The following is a 19251-nucleotide window of genomic DNA, read 5'->3' on the forward strand; positions in this document are numbered from 1 at the left end:
AAATACGAATTTGAAACTCCTTACTAGCTCTATTTTACTAATTTCTGTCATTTTATTAACACATGGTGTTAGTAAAGCTAACGCATTTTCTTCTTTTTCATTGCAACAAATCATCCAGCAAGACACATCAAAAAGAGATACATCTAAAAAAGCATCTCCAAATAATAGTGGTTTGGATCAAAAAGTAGAGTATCGGGCCGATTCAGTTCGTTTCAGCAAAAACAAGAGTATCATATACATGTATGGAAACGCCAGGGTAAATTATGGCGATTTCGAACTCGATGCAGATTATATCCGTTACGATTCGCAAAATAAACTGATTTTTGCCAGTGGAAGAACGGATCCAAAAACTAATAGATATGTTGGTAAACCTATTTTTAAATCGGGAACCGATGGCTCTGCAATAGCCGATTCACTTTATTATAATTCTGAAAGTACTAAGGCAAAAGTTTACGGTGTATTCTCTGAGCAGGAGGGTGGTTTTTTCTCCGGCGGACAAAGTAAAAAACAAATTGATGATGAGTTGCACATCAAAAATGTAATGTACAGTACCTGTAATTTGCCTCATCCTCACTTCGGGATTTTGATTACAAAAGGTATTGCCACGGAAAAGCAGATTATAAGTGGACCAATGTACATGGTTTTTGAAGGTGTACCTACGCCTATAGGTTTACCCTTTGCATTTTTTCCTAAACCAAATAAAAGAACTTCAGGCATAATTTTACCAAGTCCTGGTGAGGATGCAACACGTGGTTTCTTTTTACAAAATGGAGGTTACTACCTTGGTTTAAATGATTACTGGGATGCCAAACTTCTTGGAAGTATTTACACGAATGGTTCATACGAGACCAATTTGACCAGTAACTACATCAAAAGATATAAATTTAGCGGAAACATAGGTATTAGCTACAATAGTGTGAAAAATGGTTTAGAGGGCACTGAAGCTTTCGAGAATCCTAACAAGGATTTTAGCATTAGATGGTCGCACTCCCAAAACGCAAACGCCAACCCCGGAACAACTTTTAGTGCCAGTGTTAACGTTACTTCAAGTAGCTATTACACCAATAGTCCTGCTAATTTGAACTACGATTTAAATGCGATTGCAAACAATACCACCAATAGTAGTATTAGTTATTCCAAAACTTTTTCCAACAATATGAATTATTCGTTATCGATGACGAGTAATCAGACCTTGCGTACAAGGGACGTATCGATTAGGCTGCCCGATGCAACTTTTAACGTGCCAACTTTCAGTCCATTCGATTCAAAAAATCGATTGGGAGAGCAAAAATGGTATCAAAAAATTACCATTGGATATGCTTTGCAAGGAACAAATGCCATAGATACAAAGGATAGTTTACTGTTTCAAAACGACGGTTTAAAGCGGTTGAGATCTGGTTTCAGTCACAGCATTCCTATAAATATGTCGTTTACAGCTTTAAAATATCTAAACTTCTCTTTGGGTGGTAGCTATAACGAGGTTTGGAATTTTCAACATATCAATAAAAGATTTACCAGTTTCGATGATGGAACCTATACAGAAAGGATAGATACGCTCAGTGGTTTCAAACGGGCCGGAAGTTATAGTCTTTCCACCAGTATGTCTACTAAAATTTATGGTCAAAAGAAGTTTAAGAACCTGGGGAACATTATGGCTATGCGCCACGTAATTACACCTAACGTTTCATTTAATTATTCGCCAGATTTTACTAAAGCAGGTAGAGGTCCTTTTTTGGCTGCAATTGATCAAAATGGGAAAGAAATAAGAGATACTTATCAGCAGCCGTTAACCTATTCTGTTTTCCAGGGGATGGCTTATCAAGGTTCTTTTCCAGGCAAGGCTGCCGCTATAGGCTTTGGTGTGGATAATACGGTGGAATTAAAAGTTAAATCGAGCAAAGATACCACTGGTACCGGAGAGCGAAAAATTCCAATTATTCAAGGTTTAAGTATTTCTGGTTCTTATAATTTTCTGGCTCCGAGAAATAAACTTTCTACCTTGAGTTTTAACGGTCGATCTCAGTTTACAGATAAATTAGGAATTAATTACAATGGTACGTTCGATCCTTATGATTTGGATGAAAGTATAGATCCTGTTACCGGACAAAGAACCTTTACGCGAAGCAATAATTTCACCTTGAGGAGAGGTGGCCGCTTAGCCAGATTAACAAACATCGGCTTCTCATTCGATTACAGCTTAAATCCGGATGCATTGAAAAAGAAAAATGAAGCCAATGATAAATTGAGCGAAACGGCAAAGGAAAAAGGCCTATCGCCATTGCAATCAGAACAATTGGCTGCCATCAGCAGAGATCCAAACGCGTTTGTAGATTTCAATATTCCCTGGAATTTCTCATTCTCTTACAGTTTTCAATACAGTAACGATTTTGGCGTAAGCACAACAAGTAATACGCTAAACTTTAATGGAGATTTTAATCTGACACCTAAATGGAAATTTACTTTTAATTCAGGTTATGATTTTCAGAATAATGGTTTAACACCAATGAACATAGGGATTTACCGCGACTTACATTGTTGGGATATGAGTGTGAATTGGGTTCCTTATGGTGCTTATAAGAGTTATTCCGTAACCTTAAAGGTTAAAGCATCAATTCTTCAAGATTTAAAATTGAGCAAAAGACAAGGTTTCTACAATACATACCAGTAAATTATGCTAGCTGAAATTATAACCATTGGCGATGAAATTCTTATCGGCCAAATTGTTGATACCAATTCGGCCTGGATGGCTAAACAATTAAATTTAATTGGCGTTTCGGTTAAACAAATCACATCGGTTTCTGATGATGAACAACATATTTTATCTGCTTTAGCTGATGCTGAAACCAGAGCAGACATCATTTTAATAACTGGTGGTTTGGGTCCGACGAAAGATGATATTACCAAGAAAACTTTGGCTAAATATTTCGATATGGGTTTCAGAAACGATGCCGGAGCCTTAGAAATGGTTCGTCAGATTTTCGAGAAATTCAAACGCCCTTTGTTGGATATTAACATCCAGCAAGCTGATGTACCAGATGGTTGCGAAGTGATCGTTAATAAAAACGGAACCGCTCCATGCATGTGGTTTGAGCAGTACGATAAGATTTTTGTGTCAATGCCTGGAGTTCCGTACGAAATGATGTATTTAATGGACGATGAAGTATTGCCAAGAATTAAATCCCGATTTAAGTTGCCGTCAATTGTACACAAAACTATTCTGACGGCTAATATTGGTGAATCTTTTTTAGCCAAGGAAATTGAAGAAATCGAAGATAGTTTGCCGCCGCATGTTAAGCTTGCATATTTACCTAAATTAGGCCAGGTGCGTTTGCGTTTATCTGCCAAGGGCGATAATGAATTGACCTTGAAGGCTGAAGTTGAAGTTTATGCTCAACAGATTATCGCAAAAATTAAAAAGTTTGTTGTAATTGATGAAGATCTCCCGCTCGAGCAGGCTATTCTTAATCTAATGAAATCGAAAGGTTTGACATTATCTACCGCAGAAAGTTGCACCGGTGGCTATATTGCCCATTTGATTACTCAACATCCTGGCTGTTCATCTGTGTATTGGGGTGGAGCTGTGGCCTATGCCTACGAACTGAAAGAATCGATCCTGGGTGTTAAAGAAGTTACCTTATCTAAATTTGGTGCTGTGAGTGAAGAAACGGTTACCGAAATGGCCGAAGGCGCAATTAAACATTTCAAAACTGATTATGCTATTGCAGTAAGTGGTATAGCCGGACCCGATGGTGGTACCGAAGATAAGCCTGTTGGAACGGTATGGATTGCGATCTCATCAAAGAATAAAACAGTTGCTAAAGTGTTTAATTTCAGTAACAAACGCCTTCAAAACATCGAACGTTCGGCTGCATCAGCATTGATGATGTTATTAAATCTACTTAGGGAAGACTTTTACAACGAATAAAAACTGTATTTTTGTCGCAATACCAATATATAATACTGTAATTTAATATGGCTCAATACGAACTATTGTTACCAAAAATGGGTGAGAGTGTTGCCGAAGCAACCGTAATTAAATGGGTAAAACAAATTGGAGATTCAATTGATTTGGATGACACAATTTTGGAAATTGCAACAGATAAAGTAGACTCTGAAGTACCTTCACCTGTTGCCGGTAAATTGGTAAAGCAATTATTTAAGGAAGATGAAGTTGCGCAAGTTGGTGATGTAATTGCTATTATTGAAACTGCAGGTGGTAGCGACGTTAAAACCGAAGAAGCTGCTCAACAAATTCCTGTTGTAGATGAAGAACAACCTCAAGACATTCCGGGCTTAGCAGAATTACAGCAAGAAAAAACATCTGAAGTGCAAGCTGATTTTGCTTCTTCAGAACGTTTTTATTCTCCTCTGGTAAAAAGCATAGCTTCTCAAGAAAATATTTCCATTGAAGAACTCGATTCAATAAAAGGCTCTGGTGCAGACGGCAGGCTCAACAAAGATGATTTATTAAATTATATTTCAACCAGAAATGGTGGCCAAGCGAATGCCTCACCAACCATTTCAAATGTTCCTAATGAGCCGGTTGCTGAACCTATTGCCGTTTCAAAACAAGCACCGGTTGCAACTAAGACATCAACAACATCAGTTTCTGGGGGCGATGAAATTATTGAAATGGATAGAATGCGTAAACTTATTGCCGACCATATGGTGATGAGTAAAACGACCTCTCCACATGTAACTTCATTTGTTGAGGCCGATGTGACGAATATGGTTTTGTGGCGCAACAAAGTAAAAAATAGCTTTGAGAAACGTGAAAATGAGAAAATAACATTTACGCCAATTTTTGTTGAAGCAGTAGCAAAGGCCATTAAAGACTTTCCAATGATTAACGTTTCTGTTAACGGAACGCAAATTATCAAGAAACGCGATATCAATATTGGTATGGCAGCAGCTTTGCCAAGTGGAAACCTCATTGTTCCAGTGATAAAAAATGCCGATCAGTTAAATTTAGTTGGTTTAACAAAAGCCGTTAATGATTTAGCTGCAAGAGCAAGAATTTCTAAACTTAAACCTGATGAAACACAAGGGGGAACTTTCACATTAACAAATGTTGGTTCATTTGGAAACGTGATGGGCACACCCATTATAAACCAACCGCAAGTTGCTATTTTAGCTGTGGGGGCCATTAAAAAGAAACCTGCAGTGTTAGAAACTGAACATGGTGATGTAATTGCAATTCGCCACATGATGTTCCTTTCCTTGTCTTACGATCATAGAGTTGTGGACGGTTCGTTAGGAGGGATGTTTGTGAGAAGAGTAGCTGATTACCTGGAGAACTGGGATTTTAACAGAGAAATTTAATTAGAATAAAAAGAAGTCAAGTTTTTCAAAACTTGACTTCTTTAGTTTAAAACCAAATCACGTTAATTCTGTTTTTTGACTAACGACTAACGACTAACGACTAACGACTTAAATTATGGCTAAGTTTTCAGAATTAATAAATGGAGAGAAACCAGTTTTGGTAGATTTTTTTGCTGAATGGTGCGGACCTTGCAAAATGATGAAGCCCATTTTAGAACAGTTAAAATCACAGGTTGGCGATTCCGTTTCGATTATTAAGGTTGATATCGATAAAAATCAAGCAGCAGCGGCTGCATATTCTGTTCAAAGCGTGCCTACTTTAATGTTATTCAAACAAGGAAAACAAGTTTGGCGTCAAAGTGGTGTTTTGCAAGCTTCGCAATTGAAACAGATTATCGATTCTCATTCTTAATTATACTTCCACCACTTTATTTGGCGTAACTGCAAATATTTGTTCGTTAATCTTCGGGTAAATATTATAAAGGCCGGTAAACGTACTAAAAGCTGGCAAAACTGCGTATTCTTTTCCAAAGAAGAAACACGGGAATTTTAAACGCTGTTTTGCTTTACCCACTACAGTAACCCCAGGATGAATATGGCCACTTATCGGATACAATTCTTCTTCCGTGCATTTTGGTGCATCATGAATAAAGCAAAAAGGGCCTAAACAAAAACTTGGTTCATGTATTTCAATTTGCATTGATGCATAATCAGCATTTGCTAACCTATCATGGTTTCCCTTTACAAGCAAGAAAGTGAGTTCGCGAAATTGCTTTTTCCACGCTGCAAACTCATCGATATCGGTATTTAAACCATGATGAAACATATCACCATTGATCAATAACGTTTTAGGTTTATACCTTTCAATGAGCAAACCTAATCGTTGTAAATCATTTTGAGCGATGGTAGATGGTACTTGTACACCAGCAGAACGGAAATGTGCAGATTTACCCAAATGCAAATCGCTAATGGCTAAAAGTTGATGTTGTGGTAAGTATAAAGCCCTTTCTTTATCTAAAATCAGTTCTTCTCCGTGGCTTGTGATTGTCATTAATTTTTATCTAATATAGTCCGTGATTGCTTCGTAAATAGCAATGACGAAACAGTAAAAGGGTAATTTACTTAAATTTCTCCGATTCCGCTTTCATCCTTGCAATTCGTTGTTCCAATTCTTCCGAACTCATGTTTTCCCGTAAACTATCAACCTTGATCGGAAATGATAATGGTGTAAAACTTTGAGGATGGGTAATGATTACCTCACTATTCTGAATTCTTTCTAAAGCGGCAGCCAATCTCGGCTCTTCTAATTGCTGATAAAAAACTTCATCGTACGCTTGGCGTAAAAGTAAATTATGTTTATCGTAATCGCTAAAAACATTAAAAAATAAACCAGCTGATGACTGAAGATGTTTATTAGCAACATATTTACCGGGATACCCCTGAAAAACCAAACCTGAAATGCAGGCAATATCACGGAACTTTCTTCGAGCCATTTCAGTTGAATTGATACTTAGCGTAATGTCTTCAGTGAGGTTTTTAGGCGAGAAAACTTCGTAGGCGATAGATTCATCCATAGGAATTTCTGTTTCACTTAACAGCTCAAAACCATAATCATTCATTGCAATAGAAAAACTGATCGGCAAAAGCTTGCTCAAGCGGTAAGCTACCAAAGCCGCCAAAACTTCATGAACTAAACGCCCCTCAAATGGATAAGCAAAAAGATGGAAACCTTCTTTGTTATTAATCAATTCAATTAGCAATTCATCATTGCGTGGTACATGAGAACGCTTTTCTTGCAAAAGAAATAATGGATAAACTGAATCCAATTCTTCATCGTTATGGGTTTTATCTAAAGCCTCATTATATTTTTTCCGCAACACCGAGCCCAAATTTGAAGATAAAGGCAAACGGCCACCATTCCAGCTTGGAGAAATGGCATTTTTCTGTTTACTCACCCGAACAATTACCGTCATATCCTTAACATGAACAAACTCTAAAACCCGACCGGCCAAACGAAAATTATCTCCGGCTTTTAAGCGGGTAACAAAATATTCTTCTACCATGCCAATATAACCGCCGGAAAGAAACTTTACCTTTAACATTGCATCACTTACTATGGTACCGATGTGCAAACGATGTCGCATAGCTAATTGTCGGCTTTTAACTTTCCATAATCCGTCTTCATCTTTAATTACCTTTTTGAACTCATTATAAGCACCTAAGCTATCGCCACCTGAAGTTATAAATTGCATTACCCAAGACCATTCCTCTGGCAAGATTAATTTAAAAGCGTGGGTATTTTTTATTTCCTCATAAACGATTTTATCATCAAAGCCATCTCCAATAGCTAAAGTAACCAGGTATTGAACAAGAGTATCGAAAACCATAATGAAGGGCTCACGGCTTTCTATATTATTGGTTTTGGCCGCTTCTTTAATTGCTGCTGCTTCTACTAACTCTAAAGCATGTGTCGGCAAAAAATAGATCTTCGAAACCTCATGGGGTGAATGCCCCGAACGGCCGGCACGTTGTAAAAACCTGGCAACACCTTTAGGCGAACCCACCTGAACAACGGTGTCAACAGGTTTAAAATCTACACCTAAATCCAAGGATGAAGTCGCAATAACAGCTTTCAGTTGCCCCGTATGTAACGCATCTTCAATCCAGTTTCTGAGTTCAAAATCTATCGAACCGTGGTGAATAGCAATTCTTCCTGCCAATTCAGGTTCGATATTTAGCAAGTGCTGGTACCACATTTCCGATTGCCCACGGGTATTGATAAAAATAAGAGTCGTTTTGCTTTTCTCAATAATAGGCAGAAGTTTGTAAGCCAATTTTAAACCCAAATGCCCAGCCCAAGGTAGGGTTTCAATATCATCGGGAAGAATTGATTTAATGATGATTTTCTTTTCTAGGTCGGCCTTGATAATGATTCTTTTAGCTGTTTCATCAGGCTCTAAAACATCTAAAGCCTCCTCAATATTTCCAATGGTTGCCGAAATACCCCATACTCTTAAAAACTGATTTTTTTCCAATTTTTGCAAACCTTTAATCCGGGAAATAGCAAGTTCTACCAATACGCCACGTTTACTTCCCAACAATTCATGCCATTCATCTGCGACTATGCACTTCAGGTTTTTAAATAAAGTTGAAGAGCCTTTTTGTGCCAGCAAAAGATGCAAACTTTCAGGTGTAATCAATAAAATCTCGGGCATCGATTTCTTCTGTTGAACCTTTTCTGCCTGCGAGGTATCGCCATTTCTTACCCCAACATGCCAATCTAATTCAAGTTCGGTAAGTGTTTCACGCATCGCTCTTGCAATATCTTTAGCCAGTGAACGAAGTGGAGTAATCCAAATAAGCTGTAAACGATCTTTTGCTTTTTTATTGCTTAATTCTGATGCATTCAGCGCTTCTATGGCTATAGCCAAAAACAACGAAAATGTTTTACCAAATCCTGTTGGAGCATTCACCAATCCGCTGTAACCGTTTAAGTAGTTTTGCCAGGCATCTTCCTGAAATTTAAATGGTTTACGACCATTGGCTTTAAGCCATTGCTTAATTTTTTTGTAGCCTTTGGTTTTCGTTTGGTCCATGTATAATTGTAATTTCTAAATTTTTAATTGAAAAGCAATTTCAGTAATTCATTGTTAGCATTAGTCCCGCCATTTGTTTCAATTCCCGATAAAAAATCGGGAGATTTCCACGCCTGACGGGTTTAAATGGCATGGTAAACCTAAGTAAATAAACCTTTCGGGAGTGTTATATTGTAGATGCTAGCAATTGCCTCAAATCTTCTAATGTATTTATTTCAACAGCTTTTTTATCTTTCCGCCATCTTAAAATCCGTGGAAAACGAAGTGCCAAACCAGCTTTGTGTCGTTTGCTTTCTGCAATTCCCTCAAATGCAATTTCGAAAACAAGTTCGGGTTTAACGGTTCTAACTGGTCCAAATTTTTCTATTGCATTTTTGGTTACAAAAGAATTCACTTCTTTAATTTCCTTATCGGTTAGGCCAGAATAAGCCTTCGCGATAGTAACCAGGTTTTCACCATCACGAACAGCAAAAGTATAATCGGTGAAGAAATTTGCTCGTCTTCCACTACCTTTTTGGGCATAAATCATCACTGCATCAACGGTATAAGGATTGATTTTCCACTTCCACCAATCGCCACGTTTACGACCACTGTGGTAATGTGAACTCAGTTTTTTAAGCATAATTCCCTCGCTGTTAATTGAACGTGAGGTTTGTCTTAACTCTGCTAATTCCTCCCAGGTTTTACACTTTATAACTGGTGATAGAATCACAGCACTGTCATCTAAACTTCCAATTAACTGCTCTAATATTTTTCTTCTTTCACTAAGAGGATGTTCTCGAAAATCATTTGCCTCAAACTCCAGAATATCGTAAACGAAGAACCCAATAGGGGCGTCTTCCAGTTGTTTTTTACTGATCGTTTTGCGGTTTAAACGTTGCTGCAAAGTACTAAAAGATAAAACCTGCTTATCCTGTACCGCTAGTATTTCACCATCTAAAACCACTCCATCTGGCAAAATATCAATTAAAAAATGTAGTTCTGGGAATTGCTCTGTTACCAATTCTTCGCCTCTGCTCCATATAAATAATTCACCATTTCTTTTAACAATTTGTCCGCGGATACCATCCCATTTCCATTCGGCTTGCCATTCAGCAATATCGCCTAACTTTTCTGGCTCTTGCTCCAAAGCATAGGCAAGGCAAAAGGGATACGGCCAGGAGTTATCTGTATTTACATGTGCCCCATTAATCAGCTCGGTAAAAGTAATTTCATAAGGATTCCACTTGCCCATAATGCTATGCATAATTTGAGCACTATCCAAACTACTTTGCTTGGCCAGGGCATTCACCAGCATCTTATTGGAAACCCCAATTCTGAAATTGCCTGAAATAAGTTTGTTGAAAATGAATCGTTCTTGTGTTTCTAAGGTATTCCAAGCATTTAAGATGAAATTTTTTTTAGTTTCATCGTCTTTACCTTCCAAATCGTGCAAATTTTCAATCCATTTATGCAACTGAATATCCGAAGTTTTCTCTGCAGGCGGGAGGAGCAGGGCAATGGTTTCGCTTAAATCGCCCACATTCGAGTAACTTTCAGAAAATAACCATTCGGGTGTTTGTGTAATTTCTATTGCCCAATATTTAAGCAATGCTGATTTAATTGGTCGACGAGGTTTTTTTCCTGTGAACAAGGCAATAACCCAAATCTTATCTTTATCATCAGCAAAATTAAAATAATCTACTAAAGCAGCAATTTTATCATTGGTTTTATTGCTCAATTCAAGCTGCTGAATGAGTTTTGCAAATCTTTTCATTCTGCGCTTATGTTTTCAGTTTCATTCTTTTGATTCTCTCCGTCCGCCAGGTCAACTTTATTTTCTTCGTCGTCTTCTTGTCCAAACTTGGTCATAACTTCTTCTGATTCAATGCCCTCATCATTTAAAAACCTACTAAAAGCGGCAGTGAAACCATGGGTAACATAAACTTTTTCTGCGCCGGTTGCAGTAATGGCATCCATTAGCCCTGTCCAATCGGCATGGTCACTGAGGGCAAAACCAGCATCGGCACTTTGCCAGCGACGGTGTGCCCGAACCTGCATCCAACCTGAGCAAATACCAGTAACCGGATGGGATAAATTCTTAATCCATCGGCTATCACGCATGGCTGGTGGCACAATTACAATTCCCTTTTGTAATTCATCCTTGGTAGTTTCGGGTGTAATTCTAATCGTTTCTGGCAAGTTTACACCAGCATTGATAATTACTTCGTTTAGGTTTGCGATACTATTGTGAACAAAAATAGGAACACTGCCCGCAAGATTTTTAATTAAACGTTGTGCTTTACCTAAACTATATGCAATTAATACGCTCGTTTTCTGTTGTGGAATATTATCGCTAACCCAACTTTTAATTTTATCGAAAACAAGATCTTGTTTTTGCCATTTATACACCGGTAAACCAAAAGTACTTTCAGATACAAATGAATGGCATTTTACAGGTTCAAAAATATCACTGATCCCATCATCTTCCGTTTTATAATCGCCGGAAATAACACAGATTTCCCCTTTATATTCTAATCTAACTTGTGCCGAACCAATGATATGGCCTGCAGGATAAAACGAAATATTTACACCGTTACGAACGATGCTTTCGCCATAATTAAGGGTTTCTACATTTAAATCTTCGCTAATCCGGCGTTTAATTATAGGCTTTGTTAAGGTGTGGCAGAGGTAATGTTTATTTCCAAAACGTACATGATCGCTATGTCCATGTGTAGTTACGGCGTAATCCACAGGCCACCAAGGATCTACATAAAAATCTCCTTGCTTGCAGTAAATACCTCTCTTTGTAAATTCTATTAATGCCATGAGTACTAAACAATAAATTATGCTATAAGTTTTAAATCAATATCGGGTAATTAGCCGATAATTTAAAATATCGGGTAATTAGCCGATAAATAGAAATATCGGGTAATTAGCCGATAATTTTTGAAATATGATTTAATAGTCCGATATTGTATTATGATTTGCATTATAACAGGTGATATAATAGGTTCAAGAAAGATAAAAGATAGCTGGTTATTGAGTTTGAAAAATGCTTTAAAAGTAGTTTCAAAGCAGAATAATAAGTGGGAGATTTATCGCGGAGACAGCTTCCAGGTAGAGGTAGAGGCAGAAAATGCTATTAAAACTGCAGCTTATTTAAAAGCCTGTATCAGAATAAATAAACCTGCAGATGTGAGGATGGGCATTGGAATCGGTGATATAAAAAGCAAGCGTAAAAAACTTTCAGAATCAAGTGGAGATGCTTTTGTAAACTCTGGAGCAGCTTTTGATAGCTTAAAACAAGCAAAAGTTAATCTGGCTATTAAAACTGACTTCCTTGATTTCGATGAAGAAATTAATGTTATGATTAAGCTGTCTTTAATTGCAATGGATAGTTGGGGAATAGTTGCTGCAGAAATGGTCAAGCTGGCATTAGAAAACGAAAATGTGTTGCAAAGTGAGCTAGCCGTGCTTTCTGGCAGAACCCAATCTTTGGTAAGTGAGGCTTTAAAACGTGCTCATTATTCTGAATTGATGGAGATGGATAAATTATACCGTAAAAAATTGAACCAAACGCTTTCGAAATAATGGAGATCTATTTAATTAAAATCATTATAGCGCATTTAGTTGGAGATTTTTTTCTGCAACCTAATTCATGGGTGAAAGATAAGGAAAGAAAGAAGCTAAAATCAAGCAAGTTATATCTACATGTCCTGGTTCATATAGGATTAATTTTTGTTGTTTTTTTAAGCTTTAATGTTTGGAAAATAGCTTTATCAATTGGTGCCTTGCATCTCATAATTGATGCCTTAAAATCGATCTTTCAAACAAATAAAAATGCCAGAATCTTATTTTTTGTTGACCAGCTTTTGCACTTCAGCTCTATTGTATTAGTATGGAATTTTTTCTATAATGGTTATTTAAATATCAGTTTTATAAATGAAACGCACACGTGGATTATAATTTCGGGCGTTTTATTTTTGACTATGCCAACATCCATCATTATGAAAGTAATTATTGCCAAGTGGTTACCAGAAAGCGACGATGAGAGTCCGAAATCGTTACAGAATGCAGGGAAATATATTGGTATTTTAGAACGGACATTGATTTTTGTTTTCATCCTGACCAATCATTTTGAGGCTGTAGGTTTTCTGTTGGCGGCTAAATCTATTTTTCGCTTTGGCGATTTAAAAGAAGCACACGATTTAAAATTAACTGAATATGTACTAATTGGCACCTTGCTGAGTTTCGGAATCGCCATAGTAGTTTCACTAATGATTATGGGATTGATAAAATAAATTTTCCCTGCCGCATGTTAAGCTTTATGCTAAGCTAACATTAAGGAGAATGCAGAACATTGCATTTTAAACCCGATTGAAATGTAATACTTTTTTGAGAAACCTCGCAGATTTTTAAAACCTGCGAGGTTGATTTTTACAAAAAAGATTAAAATGAAAAGCGGGGCTATCGAAACCGATTCCCCGCTAAATTGCTTTTTAAATATCAATTCTATTTTGCGCCTGGAGGACAATTATCTTTCAAAAACTTAGTATAAGTGAGCGATAAATGTTCACTGGTTCCATCGCCTTCAGAAATACTGTGGGTACGATTTGGATAGCTCATTAATTGGAAAACCTTTCTGTTTTTAATCAATTCGTTAATTAACATTTCGGCATTTTGATAATGAACATTATCATCGCCAGTACCGTGAATGTAAAGTAAATTACCCTTCAGGTTTTTGGCATAAGTAATAGGAGAGCCCTTAACATAAGCTTCTTTGCTTGGAAAAGGAGTGCCCATATAACGTTCCTGATAAATATTATCGTAAGTTAATTGGTTACCAACAGCTGCAATGGAGATACCTGTTTTGTAAATTTCAGGATACTGAAACATTAAGTTTAAGGTGGATGAACCACCGCCACTCCAGCCCCAAACGGCAACACGATCTCTATCCATAAATGCATTCGTAGCGAGCAGTTTTTTTGCGGCCATAGCCTGATCGCGGATATTAATTACGCCAATGTTTTTATAAATCCCCTTCCTCCAGGCTGCACCTTTAGGAACGGGTGCACCTCGATTATCCATAGAAACATAGATATAACCATCTTTAGCCATATCGCCGGCATACAAGGGATTTCTACCTGCTCCATAAGTATCAGAGGCTGTTGGAGAAGCAGGTTCGCCATAAACATAAAATACTACAGGATATTTTTTATCGGGATTAAAATTATCTGGTTTTTTCATCCAGCCATCCAATTCAACACCATCTTCTGTAGTTACTTTAAAGAATTCTACTTTATTTTTAGGTGCTTCTTGTTTTGATAATTGGTTAGTAATGCTACCATCCATGGTGAATGGATTGCCTGTAGTAAAATTCATCCATTCGGTTACCGGCCTTACTGTAGCGCTATTGTAGGTGTGACGAGCGAAAGCCGCATTAGGGGAAATATCATAACTGTGTGTGCCAGGAAGCAGGATAGATGGCGTAACCTGTTCTAACTTGCCTTTACCATCCAGCTTGGTTTTATACAAATAACGTTGTGTGGCATTATTAGGCGAAGCGATGAAATACAAATAATTATTCTTATCGTCGATTAATTTCACATCAACAACATCGTAATTTCCTTTTGTTACCAGCGTTTCTTTTTTACCATCACGACTAATTCTATAAAGGTGTGCCCATCCATCTTTATCAGATAAAATAGTAAATTCCTTATTGTCATTTAACCATTTCCACTCATCTTGGGCATCAATCCAGGCTTTTGCTTTTTCGGTATAAATGGCCTTAGCGGCGCCACTGGTTGCATCGCAAATAAATACAATACTTTCATTTTGCTCGCGATTTAATTGTTGGAGAATTACCTCATTGCTATTTGGAACCCATTGCATCCGAGGAATATAATGTTGAATATTATCGCCAGGGATATTTAACCAATTGGTTTTAGCAGTATTTACATCGACAATACCAACTTTACAAGCTGATGGATTTTCGCCCACTTTTGGATATTCTACAGGAATGGTGAAGGGATAAATCGAATCGGTATTATTAATCATTAAAAAATTCTTGATTTTGGTAGCGTCGATTTGCCAATAAGCAATAGATTTTCCATCAGGACTCCATCTAAAACCATCTCTGCAATCGAATTCTTCTTCGTAAACCCAATCAAAAGTGCCGTTAATCATCCGGTCTGTTCCATCGGTTGTTAAGGGCTTCATATTAGTCCCGTCAGTATTTTCCACGTATAAATTGTGTTTGCTTACATAAGCAACCTTACTTCCATCGGGCGATAACTTTGCAAACATCAACGATGATGCAGGCTTGTCTTTGCCGATTTGAGTGATCTTATTCGCTGTTAAATCAGCCAACCAATAATCGCCACGCGTATCGTAACGCCAAACTTTTTTACTATTGGTGTAAATCAAAGCTTTAGTTCCATCGGCAGAAAGTTGAAAACTACGAACTGCAATAGGGGCATCTTCTCCTGAAGGCGTTAAAAGTGCCCGGGAAATAATCGTTTTTTTCTCACTTTTAGGTAGCGTAACAGAAATAATTTCTCCACTGGTAATTTGATAATAAGAATTGCCATCTTTTGCCCAATTTATGCCTTGAGCTTTTGCATCAACAAGTGCACAAACGGCAATGCAAACAATTGAGAGTTTGAGTAATAAGTTTTTTATCATAAAAAATTAGTCATAAAAAAAGCTTTTTAACTTTTGGGCTAATTTAAATAAAAGCCGGCAGTTAAAAAGCCTTTGATTGTAAGATATAAGTTAGTTATTCTCCGCCACCTTGCATTTTCATTAATTCGTCCATAGTTACTACTTCGTAACCTGCCGGAACGTCTTTCGAAATTGCACCCACTTTACCTTCAGCAATTGATTTTAATGTTGTTGTAGTTTCGATACCGCGTTGAACCATTGTAAACTTTACTGGAAATGCACCTAAACCTGGGAAATAGTTTTGAGAACCTACGTTTGGAAGTTCTACATCTTTAGTTGCCCATAATTCGTGAGCGCCACCTTTATCATCTTTAAATGTATATTTTTCAGCATTGTAACCACCTACAGTTTGTTTTTCGCCAGTTGCTTTGAAATCTGAAAACTTAGCAATTGCACCCATAGCTTTTTCTACATCTTCTTTTGATTGTTTTACGGCGAATTGTTTTTGAGCGATAGGCACATCAATTAATAATAAACCCGTTTTTTCGTTGTTATCAGAAACGATACCAATTAAAGCAGGACCTTGTTCCATTTCAATTTTAGTTAAACCATTATTGAATTTAACTTTCATTTCTGCAGGTGGTTCCTGACCGCCCATTGCAGCTTTTTGCTCATCAGTTAATTTATATTCCAAGCCATAAGTAATTGTACCTTCAGCAATTTTTTTTTGCGCATGTGCGATTATTGCACCACTAACTAAGATTAAAGCGACAACGCTTGTTTTGATTGATTTTAACATGTTTTTATTTAAGTTTAGTTGTTTACCAGTTAATTTTTTCTTTATTTAAAAATGAAGCAATTCCTTTTTTAAAATCTTCACTTTCCCTAACTCTTGCGTTTATTTGTACTGCAAATTCCAAGTTTTTCTCCAATAGGGGATTTGTTGTTTGGTTAATTAGCTGTTTTGTGATCATCAACGAATTACCAGAACTCCCGCTACACAAACGTAGTGCAAATTCTTTAACACTTCGATTAATTTCTGCTGAATTTGTTACATAATTTATCAATTTATATTCCAAAGCCTCCTGAGCTGTGAAAGTTTTTCCAGTTAGCAATAATTCTTTAGCTATAGTTTCGTTTACCTTTTGCTTCAAAAAACACGAAACGATAGCCGGTACGAAGCCGATTTTAACTTCTGTATATCCAAAACTGCTTTCAGGAGTGGCGAAAATAATGTCGCATATTGTGGCTAATCCGCACCCCCCGGCGATTGCATGTCCCTCTACCTGTGCGATAACGATTTTCGGAAGATAATAAATGGTTGTAAAAAGCTTTTTTAAGTTGTTCGAATCTATAACATTTTCTTCAAAGGTATTTTGTTGTAACTGTTGAAGATACTCTAAATCTGCACCCGCACTAAATGAACCTCCATTGGCTTTTAATACGATCACTTTAACCGCATCATCTTCTGATGCTTGAATAAATTTCTCAGTTAATTCCAAAATTAATTGAGGATTTAGTGCGTTTCTTTTTTCGGGTCTGTTGAGGGTTATGGTGGCAATTCTTTCTTCCACACGGTACAAAACCAGGTTTTCCATGTTATTGGGTTAGGTAAACCAAATATGCAGGATTTTTCTTTAAAACATGAGCTTCTATTTTATTATTCTCCGCAAATTTTTTAAAGTTTGCTATTTTATAATCTTTATTTGTAGCGTCGATAATTAAATGTCTATATGTTAATTCTTTAGGAAGATTTTGTAAATTGTATTTGTTATTCGCTGTTAACCAAACGCTTGAAAATTTACTATCGATTACTATCTTTTTATAATTAAGGTATTCATCAATCAGTAGAATATTGTACTTATAAAATACAATTTGGTTATCTTTTTTGATGAAATTCTTCGAAACAGTGTCTCTTTCCAAATTGGTAAATCTAATTGTATTAATCTGAGATTGTTGCAGTGCGGGCTCAATAAAGAATTTGTAATTTCTATCGTCCGGGCTTAAATCGGTAAGTAAAACTGCTGTTTTACCATCAATAAATGCAGTTGCATAATTTTTTCTTAAAGTGAAAAAGATAATTTTCTTCTGATGGATAGCCGTCCAATCATTATAAAGGGTAATTGTAGAACAAGCGATATAAATCAACGCGGAAATGATATAAAATTTAGCACTCTTACTGACAAGCCCGTAAATCAACAAGCTCAAAGCAATACTCATTAAGATTAATTCTGGAAGAGTAATCCATACCGATGAAAAAGTAGAAAATGGTAAATCTGCAATCCATTTTAAAACGGTGTTTGTGGTAACGATAATCCATTCAAAAATCGGGGAAATTTTATCTATAAATGGAATTAGAATAGCAATTCCTAAAACCATAATGAGGATAAGCGGAATAGAGATAAACAAATTCCCCATTAAAAAATAGACAGGAAACTGATGGAAATAATAAATACAAAGTGGAAATGTAACCAATTGTGCCGATAGAGAAAGTGCAATCAATTGCCAGATTTTATTCAGCCATTTATTTTTGACGTAAATCCATTTGTAGATTTTCGGTTGAAGATAAATTAAACCAAAAACGGATAGGTATGACAGTTGAAAACCAACGTCCCAAATTAAGAATGGATTGTAAACCAATTGGCAGAATGCCGCAAATGCTAAAGTGTTATATCCGTTTTTGTTTCTGGCGAAAGTTTTAGCTGTGATGAAGATCGTAATCATAATGGTCGCCCGGACGACAGATGGAGATAAACCTGTAATTAATGAATAGCCGCAAATCAGACAACAGATGAGGATAAACTTTAAAATTTTAAGTGAACGTTTTTTGTTCAGAAAAGCTAAACAAAAATCTAGCACAAAGAAAATTATAGCTACATGACTGCCGGAAACAGAGAGTGCATGTATGGTTCCGGTTTTGGAATATGCTGCTAACGTTTCCTTACTTAAATCAGCCCGATATCCTAAAATGAGTGTTGATGCAACTGCAAAAGCTTCGTCATCTTTTATTAGTTTTCGGTATTTTGCCACCTGCTTTTCCCTCAAATCCAAGGCAAACTTTATAATCTGATTTCCAGTATTTCTATCAGTTTTAAGCAAGTGATTTTGGTTGATAAATGTTTGTTCGTAAACATTTTTGCTGGCCAGCCATCTTTTAAAATCAAATTCAGCGGGATTATATGGGGGTTCTACTTCCAAATATTTTGCGGATACTATCAACTCATCACCATATTTTAATTTTACAGGGCTCATACTATCTACCTTCAAAGCCAGCAACAATTGTCCGCTAAGCTTAACATGGTTCGAATTTTCGTACCCAGACACTACGTTTGCCGTAAACTTCAAAATATCATTTGTTTGCTCGGGTTCATCATTTATCCAAATTTTTAAGTAGGTATATTTCTTTTTGGCGAAGTAATCTTGCTTCAGCTTGTGATTATTTAAGAGGCATAGTAATCCTCCCAGTATAAAAAAGAAAATAAAAATTAATGATCCTGTTATGCCTTTAAACTTATAGCCCTTAGCCTTTTTATAAATTATATTAATAGTTAATAAAAAAATGAAAATCACCGCCAATGAAATTTCAGTAATCGAAATCATTCTTTGCGTTGCGAAGAAGTAAAAAATGCCAATCCCAATTAAAAAAGGGAGTAGAATCCTTGCGAAAATATATTCTGCTTTAAACATC

Annotated in this window: 14 protein-coding genes; 6 read left to right on the forward strand and 8 right to left on the reverse strand. The window is 36.6% G+C overall.

Going from position 1 to position 19251, the window contains the following annotated elements:
• Nucleotides 1-10: 10 nt before the first annotated feature.
• The 4 genes from ASE92_RS04730 (at nucleotide 11) to trxA (ending at nucleotide 5734) form a co-directional block, all read left to right on the forward strand.
• The gene (locus ASE92_RS04730; protein ID WP_056848900.1) at nucleotides 11-2668 is read left to right on the forward strand and encodes a putative LPS assembly protein LptD; all 2658 of its coding nucleotides are present in this window, start codon (nucleotides 11-13) and stop codon (nucleotides 2666-2668) included.
• A gap of 3 nt (nucleotides 2669-2671) precedes the next feature.
• Entirely contained in the window at nucleotides 2672-3925 is a 1254-nt protein-coding gene (locus ASE92_RS04735; protein ID WP_056848901.1) for a competence/damage-inducible protein A, read from the forward strand.
• A 47-nt stretch (nucleotides 3926-3972) separates the two neighbouring features.
• Nucleotides 3973-5322, forward strand: a complete 1350-nt coding sequence (locus ASE92_RS04740) for a dihydrolipoamide acetyltransferase family protein (RefSeq protein ID WP_056848902.1) — start codon at nucleotides 3973-3975, stop codon at nucleotides 5320-5322.
• A 115-nt stretch (nucleotides 5323-5437) separates the two neighbouring features.
• Nucleotides 5438-5734, forward strand: coding sequence for a thioredoxin (gene trxA, locus ASE92_RS04745; protein ID WP_056848903.1), 297 nt, complete (start codon nucleotides 5438-5440; stop codon nucleotides 5732-5734).
• Here the strand turns inward: trxA and pdeM are convergent, their stop codons facing one another.
• The 4 genes from pdeM to ASE92_RS04765 all read right to left on the reverse strand — a co-directional run bounded on the left by pdeM (nucleotide 5735) and on the right by ASE92_RS04765 (nucleotide 11726).
• Nucleotides 5735-6373: a ligase-associated DNA damage response endonuclease PdeM gene (gene pdeM, locus ASE92_RS04750; protein WP_056848904.1), complete on the reverse strand. Its 639-nt coding sequence runs from the start codon at nucleotides 6371-6373 to the stop codon at nucleotides 5735-5737. It lies immediately after the preceding gene.
• Between the two features lie 67 nt (nucleotides 6374-6440).
• Entirely contained in the window at nucleotides 6441-8918 is a 2478-nt protein-coding gene (locus ASE92_RS04755; RefSeq protein ID WP_056848905.1) for a ligase-associated DNA damage response DEXH box helicase, read from the reverse strand.
• A gap of 166 nt (nucleotides 8919-9084) precedes the next feature.
• A complete protein-coding gene (locus ASE92_RS04760) occupies nucleotides 9085-10674 on the reverse strand; it encodes an ATP-dependent DNA ligase (RefSeq protein WP_056848906.1) in 1590 nt (529 codons plus the stop codon).
• Complete coding sequence (locus ASE92_RS04765) at nucleotides 10671-11726, reverse strand: ligase-associated DNA damage response exonuclease (protein ID WP_056848907.1); 1056 nt, start codon at nucleotides 11724-11726, stop codon at nucleotides 10671-10673. Before ASE92_RS04765 ends, ASE92_RS04760 begins: the two co-directional genes overlap by 4 nt.
• 153 nt (nucleotides 11727-11879) lie before the next feature.
• Here ASE92_RS04765 and ASE92_RS04770 point away from each other — a divergent pair, with 153 nt between their 5' ends.
• Both ASE92_RS04770 and ASE92_RS04775 read left to right on the forward strand, forming a co-directional pair.
• Nucleotides 11880-12491, forward strand: a complete 612-nt coding sequence (locus tag ASE92_RS04770) for a SatD family protein (protein ID WP_056848908.1) — start codon at nucleotides 11880-11882, stop codon at nucleotides 12489-12491.
• Nucleotides 12491-13201, forward strand: a complete 711-nt coding sequence (locus tag ASE92_RS04775) for a DUF3307 domain-containing protein (protein WP_056848909.1) — start codon at nucleotides 12491-12493, stop codon at nucleotides 13199-13201. The genes ASE92_RS04770 and ASE92_RS04775 overlap by 1 nt, the downstream gene beginning before the upstream one ends.
• 211 nt (nucleotides 13202-13412) lie before the next feature.
• Here the strand turns inward: ASE92_RS04775 and ASE92_RS04785 are convergent, their stop codons facing one another.
• From ASE92_RS04785 to ASE92_RS04800, 4 genes are all read right to left on the reverse strand, one after another.
• The gene (locus ASE92_RS04785; protein WP_056848911.1) at nucleotides 13413-15584 is read right to left on the reverse strand and encodes a S9 family peptidase; all 2172 of its coding nucleotides are present in this window, start codon (nucleotides 15582-15584) and stop codon (nucleotides 13413-13415) included.
• 94 nt (nucleotides 15585-15678) lie between these two features.
• Nucleotides 15679-16362, reverse strand: coding sequence for a DUF4412 domain-containing protein (locus ASE92_RS04790; RefSeq protein ID WP_056848912.1), 684 nt, complete (start codon nucleotides 16360-16362; stop codon nucleotides 15679-15681).
• Nucleotides 16363-16384: 22 nt separating this feature from the next.
• Complete coding sequence (locus ASE92_RS04795) at nucleotides 16385-17161, reverse strand: enoyl-CoA hydratase/isomerase family protein (RefSeq protein ID WP_056848913.1); 777 nt, start codon at nucleotides 17159-17161, stop codon at nucleotides 16385-16387.
• A gap of 1 nt (nucleotide 17162) precedes the next feature.
• Entirely contained in the window at nucleotides 17163-19250 is a 2088-nt protein-coding gene (locus ASE92_RS04800) for a ComEC/Rec2 family competence protein (protein ID WP_056848914.1), read from the reverse strand.
• Nucleotide 19251 lies beyond the last annotated feature (1 nt).

Origin of the sequence: Pedobacter sp. Leaf41 (genome assembly GCF_001422545.1) — a bacterium.
Taxonomy (GTDB): Bacteria; Bacteroidota; Bacteroidia; order Sphingobacteriales; family Sphingobacteriaceae; genus Pedobacter.